This window comes from Thermomonas sp. (assembly GCF_029945965.1).
In the GTDB taxonomy this organism is placed as follows: Bacteria; Pseudomonadota; Gammaproteobacteria; order Xanthomonadales; family Xanthomonadaceae; genus Thermomonas.
The window spans coordinates 1-13,239 of sequence record NZ_JAQSDO010000006.1; the positions used below are offsets into that span (position 1 = coordinate 1).

At 63.2% G+C, this 13,239-nt stretch carries 10 protein-coding genes and 1 pseudogene; 10 read left to right on the plus strand and 1 reads right to left on the minus strand.

Annotated features, from left to right (window positions below):
• The 3 genes and pseudogenes from PSV05_RS01295 to PSV05_RS01305 all read left to right on the plus strand — a co-directional run.
• A pseudogene (locus PSV05_RS01295) lies at positions 1–497 on the plus strand (type I glyceraldehyde-3-phosphate dehydrogenase); the annotation flags it as partial.
• A gap of 133 nt (positions 498–630) precedes the next feature.
• Entirely contained in the window at positions 631–3,351 is a 2,721-nt protein-coding gene (locus tag PSV05_RS01300) for a DUF2339 domain-containing protein (protein ID WP_300060334.1), read from the plus strand.
• Positions 3,348–4,718, plus strand: a complete 1,371-nt coding sequence (locus PSV05_RS01305) for a DUF3999 domain-containing protein (RefSeq protein ID WP_300060337.1) — start codon at positions 3,348–3,350, stop codon at positions 4,716–4,718. Before PSV05_RS01300 ends, PSV05_RS01305 begins: the two co-directional genes overlap by 4 nt.
• A 25-nt stretch (positions 4,719–4,743) precedes the next feature.
• Here the strand turns inward: PSV05_RS01305 and PSV05_RS01310 are convergent, their stop codons facing one another.
• A complete protein-coding gene (locus PSV05_RS01310) occupies positions 4,744–6,462 on the minus strand; it encodes a tetratricopeptide repeat protein (protein WP_300060340.1) in 1,719 nt (572 codons plus the stop codon).
• A 95-nt stretch (positions 6,463–6,557) separates the two neighbouring features.
• Here PSV05_RS01310 and PSV05_RS01315 point away from each other — a divergent pair, with 95 nt between their 5' ends.
• From PSV05_RS01315 to PSV05_RS01345, 7 genes are all read left to right on the plus strand, one after another.
• The gene (locus PSV05_RS01315; RefSeq protein ID WP_300060343.1) at positions 6,558–7,748 is read left to right on the plus strand and encodes a phosphoglycerate kinase; all 1,191 of its coding nucleotides are present in this window, start codon (positions 6,558–6,560) and stop codon (positions 7,746–7,748) included.
• An 87-nt stretch (positions 7,749–7,835) separates the two neighbouring features.
• Positions 7,836–9,317, plus strand: a complete 1,482-nt coding sequence (gene pyk, locus PSV05_RS01320) for a pyruvate kinase (protein ID WP_300060346.1) — start codon at positions 7,836–7,838, stop codon at positions 9,315–9,317.
• Between the two features lie 78 nt (positions 9,318–9,395).
• The gene (locus PSV05_RS01325) at positions 9,396–9,983 is read left to right on the plus strand and encodes a hypothetical protein (RefSeq protein ID WP_300060349.1); all 588 of its coding nucleotides are present in this window, start codon (positions 9,396–9,398) and stop codon (positions 9,981–9,983) included.
• A gap of 162 nt (positions 9,984–10,145) precedes the next feature.
• A complete protein-coding gene (locus tag PSV05_RS01330) occupies positions 10,146–10,805 on the plus strand; it encodes a hypothetical protein (RefSeq protein WP_300060352.1) in 660 nt (219 codons plus the stop codon).
• A gap of 75 nt (positions 10,806–10,880) precedes the next feature.
• Entirely contained in the window at positions 10,881–11,507 is a 627-nt protein-coding gene (locus PSV05_RS01335) for a hypothetical protein (RefSeq protein ID WP_300060354.1), read from the plus strand.
• Positions 11,508–11,576: 69 nt separating this feature from the next.
• Entirely contained in the window at positions 11,577–12,581 is a 1,005-nt protein-coding gene (locus tag PSV05_RS01340; RefSeq protein WP_300060357.1) for a class I fructose-bisphosphate aldolase, read from the plus strand.
• Positions 12,582–12,738: 157 nt separating this feature from the next.
• A complete protein-coding gene (locus PSV05_RS01345; protein ID WP_300060360.1) occupies positions 12,739–13,206 on the plus strand; it encodes a hypothetical protein in 468 nt (155 codons plus the stop codon).
• Positions 13,207–13,239: the final 33 nt, after the last annotated feature.

Here is a 13,239-nt window from a genome sequence, read left to right on the forward strand (position 1 = left end):
TCAAGCGCGGCCTGATGACCACCGTGCACGCCGCCACCGCCACCCAGAAGACCGTGGATGGCCCGAGCAACAAGGACTGGCGTGGCGGTCGCGGCATCCTCGAGAACATCATCCCCTCGAGCACCGGCGCGGCCAAGGCGGTTGGCGTGGTGTTGCCGCAGCTCAAGGGCAAGCTGACCGGCATGAGTTTTCGCGTGCCGACCAGTGACGTGTCGGTGGTTGACCTGACCGTGGAACTCGACAACCCGGCGACCTACGCCGAGATCTGCGCGGAGATGAAGGCGCAGTCCGAAGGCGCGATGAAGGGCGTGCTTGGCTACACCGAGGACAAGGTGGTTGCCACCGATTTCCGCGGTGATGCACGCACCTCGATCTTCGATGCGGGCGCCGGCATCGCGCTGGATTCGACCTTCGTCAAGCTGGTCAGCTGGTACGACAACGAGTGGGGCTACTCCAACAAGTGCCTGGAGATGGTCAAGGTCGTCGCGGCCAAGTAATTCGTTGCAAACTGAGAACTAGGCAACATCGAACCAAGGAAGCCCCGCATCGCGGGGCTTCTTCTTTTTTTCACCGCGTCGGCTAAGGTGGCGGCCATGATCCCGGCTGAACGGGGCTGGGGACGACCGCGCCATGGAACAGATGCTCGTCTTGCTTGCCCTGGTCGTACTCGCGGTTCCGGTGCTGCTGATCGTCTGCCTGGTCAAGATCAGCGGGATGAATCGCCGCGTAGGAGATCTGGAAACCGAAGTGCAGCGCCTGCGCAGGCCAGCCCAAGCAGCGGAAACTGGACCCACGCCGGCAACGGCACAGCCTGTGCAGGCAGTCCAGCCGCAACCGTCCGAACCGCAAGAGCCCACCTTGTCCGACCTGATGGCCCAGCGCACTGCCTCGGCGCCATCTGTTTCGCCAATGCCTCCAACTGCGCCAGTCGCCATGCCGGAAACCGCGCGCGTCGCGCCAGTTGCGGCATCGGCGACACCGCTCGTCACGCCGCCGCCGATCACGCCATCGCCTCGTCGAGTGGAGCCGGTGCGTCCCAATCCGGTCGAAGTCCTGTTGCGTCGGGTCAAGGCCTGGTTCACGGTCGGCAACGTGCCGGTCAAGATCGGCATGCTGGTGCTGCTGGCCGGCGTGGCCGCATTGCTGCGCTATGCCAGCGACCAGGGTTGGATGCGGATGCCGATCGAATTCCGCCTGGCCGGCATCTCTGCTGCGGCGCTGGCGGCACTGGTGTTTGCCTGGCGCAAGCGCGAGAGCAACCGCAGTTTTGCACTGGCATTGCAGGGCGGGGCAATCGGGGTATTGCTGCTGACGGTATTCGCGGCGTCCAAGATGTACGCGTTATTGCCGGCTGGCGCGGCATTCGCGATCAGCATTGTGCTGGTGGCGGGCCTCGGCGTGTTGGCGGTGCTGCAGGATTCACGCACCTTGGCAGTACTCGGGATTCTTGCCGGCTTCCTCGCGCCGATCTGGCTGTCGAACGGTGGTGGCAACCATGTCGCGCTGTTCGCCTATTACGCGATGCTCAATGCCGCGATCTTCGCGATCGCCTGGGTGAAGTCGTGGCGGATCCTCAATCTGCTTGGTTTCGCATTCACCTGGGGTATCGGCATCGTCTGGGGTGTGCTGGATTACCAGCCGGCCAAGTACGCCAGCACCCAGCCGTTCCTGCTGCTGTTCTTCGCGTTCTACCTGCTGCTGCCGATCCTGTATGCACGCAAGCGGCCAGCGCGGCCCAACGACCGCATCGACGGCTGCCTGCTGTTCGGCACGCCGCTGATCGCGTTTTCGCTGCAAGCCGGATTGATGCATGGCGACCGTATGCCGTTGGCGTTCTGCGCGCTCGGGCTGGCATTGATCTACGCGGTGCTGGCGCGCTCGCTGATCCATCGCGAACGCTATGCCGTGCTGGGTCAGGGCCACGCGATATTGGCAGTTGGCTTTGCGACCCTCTCGGTGCCGCTGGCGTTGTCGGCGCGGGCCACCGCCAGCGCGTTTGCGCTGGAAGGCGCCGGCCTGGTCTGGCTCGGTTTGAAGCAGGGCCGTCGCCTGCCGCGCTGGACCGGTAGCGGATTGCAGGTCGCGGCAGCTGTCGCGCTCCTCATCGGCGTGACGGCATGGAGGCACGATGCGACCGCCGTCGCCAACCCGACCTTCATGGGCGCCTTGCTGATCGCGCTGGCCGGTTTTGCCAGTGCGTGGACGCATCGCGATGCAGGCAAGCGGCAGCCCGCGCTCATCTGGTACGGCTGGGGTTTGTTGTGGTGGTGTGGCAATGCCATCAATGAGGTTGAGCGCTTCGTCGAATACACCTCGCGCGTCGACGTGTTGCTGGCGTTTGCGGCGATCACTGGCTGGCTTGCTGCGGAAGTGCATCGCCGCAAGCCGGCATCGGCGCTGGTGCTGACCACGCTTGCATCGATGGCCATCGCCATTCCGCTGGCTTTTGCCCAGGTCGATATCCACGAGCAGCCCTTCGCCGGCAACGGCTGGTGGGCATGGCTGGTGTTCGCGGTGTTGGGCATGCGCAGCCTGCAATGCCTGCGCGAAGGCGAGAATCGTTTTGCGGTTGGCGCGCAATTCACCTGGTGGCTGGTGTGGCCGACGATGGCTTCATTGCTCGGTGCATGGATCGCCGATCGCTTTGGGCTGGCGCAAGGCTGGGAGATTGCGCTGCTGGGCTTGCCATGGCTCGTCGCATTGGCCCTGGCGCAATTCCGCTGGGCGTGGCTGGCGATGCCGCTGGGCACACGCTTCGATGCCTGCCGCGTGGCGTTGACCGGCACCTATGTCGCAGTACTTGCGGTCGGTTGGGTGTGCGCATTGTTCGCGGCCGGCATCACTGCGCCGCTGCCGTGGGTGCCGCTGCTGAATCCGCTTGATCTGGCACAGTTGGCGGCATTGGCCTTGCTGGCGCGCTGGCTGTGGTCGCCGCATGCGAATGCCTTGCTGGTACGCCGACGGATCGCGGTGTTGTCACTGGCCGGATTTGCACTGGTGACCTGCATCACCTTGCGCGGCGTGCACCATTGGGGCGCGGTGCCATGGGACGGCGAGCTGCTATCGACCAGCCTTGCGCAAACCAGCTTGACCATTGTCTGGAGTGTGCTGGGCGTGGTTGGCTGGATCGGCGGCTCACGTCGTGGTCAACGTGCGCTGTGGCTGGCCGGGGCGGTGTTGATGGGCGTGGTGTTGGCAAAACTTGTCCTGGTTGATCGCCAGCATCTTGGCAATCTGCTGGGCATCGGTTCCTTCATCGCCTTCGGCCTGTTGTGCACGCTGGTGGGCTACTTCGCGCCCGCACCGCCACGCGCACATGCTGACGACGAATCTGCGGAGACAACATCATGAAGCGCTTGCTCTGGTTGACCCTGCTGCCGGCTTTGATCGCGTCCGCGCAAGTCGAAACCCATGCCGAGAATTACGCGCGGCAATGGCCGCTGGCCCTGCAATCGCAGGACGCGGGCGCCTATCGGGTGGTGCTGGATCGCGAGGTTTATCGCAGCGCGACACTGTCCTCGCTGCGCGACATCGACGTCCGTAATGCAGCAGGTGCCGCGGTGCCTGCTGCATTGTTCTCACCCGAACAACCGCTGGCGCAGGCATCGCATCAGCGTGTATTGCCGTGGTACCCGTTGCCGCGCGACCAGGCCGCGCCGGGCCGTGACATCACCCTGATCAGCGAGCGCGATGCCGATGGCAGCCTGCGCCGGGTGGAGGCGCACGTCGGCGAATCCGGAAAACCGGGCGCGGAACCAACCGCGAATGCATGGCTGATCGATGCCAGCCAGATCGATGCGCGGATCAAAGCCCTGCATCTGGATTGGCCTGCACAAGCCTCAGCACTCGACGTGGCATATCAGGTCGAAGGCAGCGACAACCTGCGCGACTGGCGCATCCTGCAACCACGCGCACAACTGCTGGACCTGACCCGCGACGGCCAGCGCCTGCAGCAGCGACGGATCCCACTTGACGGGCAAGCGAAATACTTGCGGCTGTCGCCGTTGCAGACCGATGCGGTACTGCCGCTGGCTGGAGTGACCGCAGAACTGGCTACGCCTGCGGCCGCAGAGACTTGGCAATGGGAAGCGTTGCGTGGGCATGAAGTGGTCGAAAACGGACGCACGTATTACCAGTTCACCCTCGATGGCCGCTTCCCGATCGCACGTGCCGATGTCGCGCTGGACGCCAATGCGGCAGGCGAATGGACGCTGGAAAGCCGCGATGCCGACGATGGCTACTGGCAGCGCCGCGCCGGCCCATGGATGGCGTTCCAGGTAGGCGCAGGCGACGGTGGCTTACGCTCCGCCGAGCAGTCGCTTGCGGGCATCGCCCGTGACCACCAGTGGCGGTTGTCGTCGCGCGCACCGATCAATGCTGCGCCCGTATTGCGCCTGGGCTATCAGCCTGAAGTGATGGTATTCCTTGCCCAGGGTCAGCCACCATTCGCTTTGGTCGCGGGCAGTGCGCGCGCGACACGCGCTGATGCGCCATTACCGCAACTGGTCGAAGCGATCCGCGCGCGTCGTGGCGCGGATTGGCAGCCCGCAACCGCAACACTGGGCGCACCGGCCGAGCTATCAGGCGCGCAGGCGCTGCAACCTGTGCCAGCGCAACGCGACTGGAAGTCGTGGCTGTTGTGGGGCTTGCTGGTGCTGGGCGCGGTGCTGGTGACGGGGTTTGCGACCAGCTTGTTGAGGCAGTCGAAGACGCCGTAATGACAATCTGCGCAAACGTTTACGCTCAGGGCGGTAGGCCGATCTCCAGCAGCAGCTCGCGGTAGCGTGGATCGTCGCGTAATGAACGCAGTGCCGGATCGTACTTGAGGTATTGCAAGCCGGCGTCGTGCTGCGACACCGCGCGTTGCAACCAGTCGAACGCCGCATCGTGCTCGCCGCGCCAGGCGAATGCACCGGCGATCTGATATGCGCTGTCGTGCGCATGTTCGGTGACCAACGCCTGCATGAAACGCGAGGATTCCGCATCGGCGCCACGGTCATGCTCCACCATCGCCAGCCCGGCGAGCCTGAAGGTGTCGTCGTTGCAGCGTGCATACCAGAGACGCGCGCCCTCGGCATCGCCTTCGAGTAATGCCGCCATGCCCAGGCCCAACGGTGCACGACCATGGTCGGGCGCGATGTCCAGGGCATGCTCCAGCGATTGGCGTGCCCCCGCGATGTCCCCATCTGCGAGCTGGTAACGCGCCAGGATTTCCCAGGCCTGCGCCGACAGCGGATCCAGCTGGGTGGCCAGCCGGGCGGCGGACAAGGCCTCGGGCAGGCGGCCCAACGCCGCAAGCAGTCGGCTGTACTGCCAATGGGTCATCACATCGCCCGGATTGAAGACCAGTGCCTGCGCGAAGTCGGCGTCGCCACCGTTCCAGTCCAGGTCGAACACGAAGCGCAGCACCGCGCGAGCTGTATAGGCCTCGCCCAACGTGGGGTCGCATGCCACGGCTTGCTCCGCCACTTTGCTGGCGCGCTGGCGCCCGGCCAGCATCGCCGCGTCGGATCTGGTGTGGTCCGCGGCATAGGCTTCGGCCAGCGCCAGCCCGGCGAGCGCGGCCGCGTACCCAGGCTCAAGCGCGGTCGCTTGCCCGAACGCCTGCACCGCGCGCCGGAACCCGTCCTCGCTGGCGCGGTTGAGCAATTGCCGTCCCAGCAGGAAGTGGTTGTATGCCTCCGGACCTGGCACGTGATGGCCGGCGGTGGTGGGCTGCTGCGCCGGCAACAGCCTTAGCCTGAGCGCTTCGACGACTGCGGCGGCAATCTCGTCCTGTACCGCGAAGATGTCGGTCACTTCGCGATCGTAGGTTTGCGACCACAGGTGGTAGCCGTCCTGCACCTTGACCAGCTGCGCGGTGATCCGCACCCGATCGCCAGCCTTGCGCACGCTGCCTTCCAGCACGTTGGCGACATTGAGCGCGTGGCCGATCTCGACGATTGTTGTCGGCTTGTCCTTGAACGAGAACGATGAGGTGCGCCCGGCGACATGCAGGCCCGGTACTTGCGCCAGCAGGTTGAGCAGCTCCTCGGACAAACCATCGGAAAAATAATCCTGTTCCCGGTCCGAGCTCATGTTGACTAGTGGCAGCACTGCGATTGATGCCGTTGCCGGTGTGGGCGCCGCCGCCCAGGGCGTTTCGTTGGCGACAGATACGGCGGGTGTTGCTGCTGGCTGCCCGGCGCGAGGGGCCTGCGTTTCGCGCGCCAAGCCGGCGCTGGTCCAGGCGTAGCTCCACGAGAACAGCAACGCCAGCGGGAAGCCCAGCACCGCCATCAGCACTAGCAAGCGCATCACCCAGTTGGGGATGTCGAAGGTCGGGATCAGCAGCGACGCGACCTGCAGCAGCAGCCACGAAAGCGCGCAGTAGGCGACTGCCATGCGGATGACATGGCGGCGCTTGAGTTCCGCCCAAACTACGCGCATCGCCTCCACTCCCGGCGCCATGCGCGCCACCATGCTGGATGGATGGTAGCCGATGCCGAAGCGTCGGCAGGTTTGAAGGCGGCCGTACGTCGCGAGACAATGCGGTTTTCCAGTGAGTGATGACCTCGATGCCCATCGTCCGCATGACCGACCTCGACCTGACCAGCAAGCGCGTGCTGATCCGCCAGGATCTCAACGTGCCAATCGAGCATGTTGATGGCAAGCCGGGGCATATCACCTCCGAACAACGCATCACTGCTTCGTTGCCGACCATCCGGTTGGCGCTGGAAAAAGGTGCCGCGGTGATGGTCACCTCGCATCTTGGCCGGCCCAGGGAAGGCGTGTGGAGCGAGGCGGATTCGCTGGCGCCGGTGGCCAAGCGCCTGGGCGAATTGCTCGGACGCGCGGTGCCGCTGGTGAAGGACTGGGTGGACGGCGTGGAGGTAGCGCCGGGTAATGTCGTCCTGTTGGAAAATTGCCGCATGAATATCGGCGAGAAAGCCGACGACGACGTGCTCGCGCAGAAATATGCCGCGCTATGCGACGTGTTCGTGATGGATGCATTCGGCACCGCGCATCGTGCTCAGGCGTCCACGCACGGTGTCATCAAATTCGCGAAACAGGCCGCGGGCGGGCCGCTGCTGATGGCGGAACTCGACGCGCTGGCCAAGGCGTTGCAACATCCTGCGCGGCCACTGCTGGCGATTGTCGCCGGATCAAAAGTCAGCACCAAGCTAGAACTGCTGTCCTCGCTGGTGAACAAGGTCGACCAGTTGATCGTTGGTGGCGGTATCGCCAACACCTTCATCGCCGCGATGGGCCATGGCGTCGGCAAGTCGCTGGTCGAGATGGACCTGCTCGACACCGCCCGCCAGATCATCGCCGACGCCAAGGCGCGCGGCGCCGGGATCCCGCTACCGATCGACGTGGTGGTGGCGCCTGCATTCGCCGCCGATGCACCGGTTACGATCAAGGCCGTCGATGCAGTGAGCGATGACGACATGATCCTCGACATCGGCCCGCAAACTGCGGACGTCTACGCACAGCTGATCGCCAAGGCCGGCACCGTGGTCTGGAACGGCCCGGTGGGCGTGTTCGAGTTCGACGCGTTCGGCAAGGGCACCGAAGCGGTTGCACGCGCGATAGCGGCCAGTGATGCGTTTTCAATCGCGGGTGGTGGCGACACGTTGGCGGCAGTCGACAAGTACGGGATTGCCGATGCCGTGTCCTACATCTCCACCGGCGGCGGCGCGTTCCTGGAGTTCCTGGAAGGCAAGACGCTACCTGCAGTGGCGGCACTCGAAGCCCGCGTCTGCTGAGTTCGTTTTCAGGCGTGCGGTGCTGCGGTTGGTCGGCGCCGCATGCTAGCGTGCGGGCAACAGGAGCCCATACATGACTGATCTCGCATGAAAGAGAAAGACGCCACTCCGCACCAGCGCCGCACCCGCATCGTTGCCACGCTTGGGCCAGCTACCGATCCGCCCGAGGTGCTGGAGGCAGTATTACGGGCTGGTGTCGATGTGGTGCGGTTGAATTTCTCGCATGGCGATCCGTCTTCGCAGGTCGCGCGTGGCGAAGCGGTACGAGCTATGGCGCTGAAGATCGGGCGCGAGATCGGCATCCTCGCCGACCTGCCGGGCCCGAAGATCCGCATTGAAACCTTCGCCGAGGGCAAGGTGCAGTTGCGTGCGGGTGAACGCTTCGACCTGGTGGCGCGCAACGACGTACCGCCCGGCGATGCAACCCAGGTCGGTGTCAGCTACCTTGAGTTGCCGGGCGATGTCGTTGCCGGCGACTTGCTGTTGCTCGACGATGGTCTTGTGCAGTTGGAAGTGACCGCGGTGGAGGGCGAGCGCATCGTCACCCGCGTGATCAACGACAGCGTGCTGTCCAATCGCAAGGGGCTGAACAAGCAGGGTGGTGGACTGTCACTGGGCGCGATCACCGAAAAGGATCGCGAGCTGATCGCGGTGGCCGCCGGCATGGACGTGGACTTCATCGCGGTCTCGTTTTGCCGCAATGCCGAAGACATGCACGAAGCACGCCGGGTGGCACGCGCGCATGGCAGCAAGGCCGCGCTGGTGGCGAAGATCGAACGCGCCGAGGCGATCGAGAACCTGATCGAGATCGTCGATGCCAGTGAAGTGGTGATGGTCGCGCGTGGCGACCTGGGCGTGGAGATCGGCGATGCCGAATTGCCGGGCCTGCAGAAGAAAATCATCCGTGTAGCAGTGGCACGCGAGAAGGTGGTGATCACCGCCACCCAGATGCTGCAGTCGATGGTTGAAAGTCCGATCCCGACCCGCGCCGAAGTATTGGACGTGGCCAACGCGGTGATCGACGGCACCGACGCGGTGATGCTGTCGCAGGAAAGTGCCGCCGGCAGCTGGCCGGTGAAGGCCGTCGAGGCGATGGCGCGGATCTGCGTGGGTGCGGAAAAGCAGTTCGTGGCTGACGTCGATTTCGAGAAGGCACGGCGCGGCCTGGAACGCGCCGATCACGCCATCGCGATGGCCACCATGTTCCTGTCCGAACACATCGGCGTGCGCGCGGTGGTGGCGATGACCGAATCCGGCGGCACCGCGCGGTTCCTTTCGCGGTTCCGTTCCTCAGTACCGATCTATGCGTTTTCGCGACACGCTGGCGCACGCCGTCGCATGGCGCTGATGCGCGACGTGTTCCCGATGGACTACGACAGCCGCGGCCAGACCCCACGTGAGGCCGCTCGCGGCGGCATCCGCCTGCTGGTCGATGCTGGTTTCCTGGCAATCGGAGACCGGGTGGTATTCACCAGCGGCGAGCACATGGAAACCCGCGGTGCCACCAATACCCTGCGCCTCTTGCAGGTCGGTGAAAACGGGCAGGCCGAGGGGCTCGGCGAACTGTAGTCCATTCTTTTTGCATGTCATGAATTGGGGGGGGTAGAGTCAGGTTTCCTTGGCCAGCATTTTTGGAAGGCGGGTTCAATGAAGATTCCATTCGCTGTTTTGGCAGTATTGGCCGCCGGGACTGTTTCCGCCCAGCAAATGGACATGCGCATCGTTGATGAAGGAAAGCTCGACGGCGCCCAAGTCTTTGCGGTCGCAGGCAATCAGGTTGCCCCGGATTATCCGGCGGCATACGTCGCCAGTGGCGACGATGTCTGCATCGCGATGGCCTATACGATCAAGCCTGACGGCAGTACCGGCGATTTCAAGGTGTTGCAGGCATGGAGTAGCGACTCCTCGCAAGCGCAATCCAAAGTTGGCTATGTCGATGCATTCGCGGCGAAGGTGATTGATGTGGTTTCGAAATGGCGTTTCGTCCAGCAGGAGCGTACCGATGCACAGCCTGTTAGCACGGTGGCGACATTAACCTTCAAAGGCAACGGCGGCACGCGCAGGCTTGGCGACCGTTGCCGGGTCAGCCAGCTTGTAAACTATTACAAGACTGTCGGCCGCGCCGATCTCAGGACGGCGCAGGAATTGAAACGGACTGCCGACCAAGTAATGAATCAAATAATCTCGGTCACGGTTCATCAGTTGTATGACGAAGCATACCTTCGGAACCACTGAATCAAATGTTCTTTGCCACAAGCCGTGCAAATTATATCCAATCCACACCATATGTACCCCGTCCTATACCAGCACGCCAAAAGAGCAGTGCGCCGATCCGTTTGGCGGATGACGTAGGCCGGTGCTAATTAAAGTCGAGAATTCGATTTGCAGAGGTGCGAAATGGGCAAGTCATGTTGGCTGTGCGTGTTGCTTGTGCTGGCAATCAATGCACCCTATGCGCGCGCGGAAGACAAGATCCCGGTCGTGAATGAAGATGCGATCGGCAAGACGTGGACACTCCCGCCAGGCAGCAAGCTGACAGGTCTGGGATACCCGCCGGAGTACCGGGATCACCAGGAGGAAGTCTGTCTTGCCGTTGGATACCTGATCAACCCAGACGGACATACCTCGGACCTCGCCTTGCTCAAGTCCTGGAGTTCCGGGGAACCCAAGCGCGACCGCGCCCGATACTGGGGCGCGTTCGCCGGCGTGGTATCGGCCGAGCTTTCGCAATGGCGCTTTGTGCCCAAGTCGGAAGTGGGTGTGCCTAACGCGGTGTATACGGTGGCAACCTTCGTGTTTGCATCACCCAGCGTGCTTGAATCCAGCATGCGGTGTGCAATTCCCAATCTCAGCCAGCAGATCCTCGGGCTCATGCAGGACACCCGGCGACGCCGTCGCATGACATCGACTGGCGTGTTCACCCGGCTTGACCTCGACCGGATGGTGGTACCGCGTTACCAAAACTATCGCGGCATCGGCGCGAGCCAGATGAACGGGCCACCACAACGACCGCCACCGCCACCACGACCGGAAGGGACGAAGGAGGGGTCGGATTAGTGGAACCCAGGTGTTTGACCTTGCCATGGGTCAGTGTTAAATCAGAGTCGTGAATTCAATTTGCAGAGGTGCTGAATGAGCAAGTCATGTTGGTTGTGCGTGTTGCTGGTGCTTGCAATCAATGCGCCTAATGCACGGGCGGCGGAGGACAAGATCCCGGTCGTGAATGAAGATGCACTCAATAAGACATGGATATTTCCGCCAGAAATCAAGCTTAAAGGCTTGGCATACCCGCCTGAGTACCGGGATCACCAAGAGGAAGTCTGTCTTGCCATTGGCTATGTGATCAACCCGGACGGACATGCATCGGATCTCTCCTTGCTCAAATCCTGGAGTTCAGGGGAACCCAAGCGAGACAAGGATAAATACTGGGCCGCGTTCGCCGACGCGACGTCAGCCGAACTTTCGCAATGGAAGTTCGTGCCCGCGCCTGAAGCGAAATCGCCAGGCGCGGTGTACACCGTGTCGACGTTCGTATTCGCCTCACCCAGCGTGCTTGAATCCAGCAAACGGTGTGCAATCCCGAGCCTTACCCAGCACATCCGCGATCTGCTGCGGAACAACCGCACACACCGTCGCATGGCTTCGAATGGCGTGTTCAACCGGCTTGACCTCGATCCCACGCTGGAAGCTCGCTTCTACAATGCCAACGGCGCCGGCACGAGCACGAAGGAGGCGCCGCCACCTCCCGGCGTAAAATGACGAGCGGGTGGGTCAGGCCAGCCAGCGGGCTATAATCACGGGTTATCACTACAAGCCTGCAGGAAGCCCATGAGCATCGAACAACTCGCCGAAACCGCCCGTGCCATGGTTGCCCCGGGCAAGGGCATCATCGCCGTCGATGAATCTTCTGGCACCTGTGCCAAGCGTTTCGCCGGTGTTGGCATCGAAAACACGGAAGAGAACCGCCGCGCCTATCGCGAAATGCTGCTGACCGCGCCAGGCGCCAACCAGTACCTGTCCGGCGCGATCCTGTTCGACGAGACGATTCGCCAGTCGACCAAGGCTGGCGTGCCGTTCACCAAGTACATGATGGACAACGGCATGATCCCCGGGATCAAGGTCGACATGGGTACCCATCCGCTCGCCGGCTTCGAGGGTGAGGTCATCACCGAAGGCCTGGATGGCCTGCGCGCGCGCCTGGCCGAGTACTACAAGCTGGGTGCGCGCTTTGCCAAGTGGCGTGCGGTAATCACCATCGGCGAAGACATCCCGTCCGGCACCTGCATCGAGGCCAACAGCCATGCGTTGGCACGTTATGCCGCGCTGTGCCAGGAGCAGGGCCTGGTGCCGATGGTCGAGCCCGAAGTGCTGATGGACGGCGACCATGACATCGAGACCTGCTACGAAGTCACCGAGGTCGTGCTGCGTTCGCTGTTTGACGCGCTGTACAACCAGAGCGTGATGCTGGAAGGCACGATTCTGAAAGCCTCGATGGTCGTGCCGGGCAAGGGTTGCGACGAGCAGGCCAGCATCGAGGAAGTGGCCGAGTCCACCCTGATGTGCCTGAAGTCGACGGTGCCGGCGATCCTGCCGGGCATCGTGTTCCTGTCCGGTGGCCAGAGTGATGAAGCCGCGACCGCGCACCTGGACGCGATGAACCGGATGGGCCCGAACCCGTGGCCGCTGAGCTTCAGCTATGGCCGCGCGATGCAGCAGGCTGCAATGGCGTTGTGGGCGAAGGACATGACCGGCAACTACGCCAAGGCCCAGCAGACCGTGTTCGAGCGCGCCAAGGCAAATGGTCTGGCTGCTTTGGGTCAGTGGGGCGAGTAAGGTGCTACTACGCGCCGTCCGTGCGTCCCGCTGACGGCGGTTCGCTACGCGCTCCAACAACACGCTGGCCTAGTGCCGGCGTATTGTTTTTTGCGGGTTTGATGATTGACTAGACATGGCGGGGGTATGCTCGGCATGGATCACGGGGGACTGGCACGTGTCGAATGACCAATCGTTGCAGGCGCAACTCAAGGATGCCGTCGCGCGTGGCGACAAGGACGCGATCAAGGCGTTGATGCGCCAAGGCGGCATTGGTGGATTGTTGCAGACCTTGCGTGCAGTGCAGGCCACGGCCGTCCAGCAATCCATGCAGGCATCCACGCAGTCGGCGGTGCAGGTGCCTGCTGTGGTCAAGAACGCATTGCAGCAAGGCAACTTGATCGAAGCGGTCAAACGCCTGCGCGAGGCCAACCCGGGGATCTCGCTGAAGGCTGCCAAGGATCATGTCGACGCGTTGGGTGCCAGGATGCCAGTGAAGCAGATACAAAGAGCTGCTTCGACCTTCGCCAGCACTCGCGAACGAACGCCAACCGTAGTGATGGGCGACAAGCCCGGCGGGTTACGCTGGCTGTTCGTGTTGATCGCGTTCGTGGGATTGGCCGGGTGGTGGTGGTCGACCATATGATCGCGGCACTGCCGGCGGCAACGCTCGAAGGTG

Coding starts and splice junctions, on each gene's coding strand:
- PSV05_RS01325 (WP_300060349.1), top strand. CDS start 9,396: ATGAAGATTCCATTCGCTGTTTTGGCAGTATTGGCCGCCGGGACTGTT.
- PSV05_RS01340 (WP_300060357.1), top strand. CDS start 11,577: ATGAGCATCGAACAACTCGCCGAAACCGCCCGTGCCATGGTTGCCCCG.
- pyk (WP_300060346.1), top strand. CDS start 7,836: ATGAAAGAGAAAGACGCCACTCCGCACCAGCGCCGCACCCGCATCGTT.
- PSV05_RS01300 (WP_300060334.1), top strand. CDS start 631: ATGGAACAGATGCTCGTCTTGCTTGCCCTGGTCGTACTCGCGGTTCCG.
- PSV05_RS01305 (WP_300060337.1), top strand. CDS start 3,348: ATGAAGCGCTTGCTCTGGTTGACCCTGCTGCCGGCTTTGATCGCGTCC.
- PSV05_RS01315 (WP_300060343.1), top strand. CDS start 6,558: ATGCCCATCGTCCGCATGACCGACCTCGACCTGACCAGCAAGCGCGTG.
- PSV05_RS01310 (WP_300060340.1), bottom strand. CDS start 6,462: ATGGTGGCGCGCATGGCGCCGGGAGTGGAGGCGATGCGCGTAGTTTGG.
- PSV05_RS01330 (WP_300060352.1), top strand. CDS start 10,146: ATGGGCAAGTCATGTTGGCTGTGCGTGTTGCTTGTGCTGGCAATCAAT.
- PSV05_RS01335 (WP_300060354.1), top strand. CDS start 10,881: ATGAGCAAGTCATGTTGGTTGTGCGTGTTGCTGGTGCTTGCAATCAAT.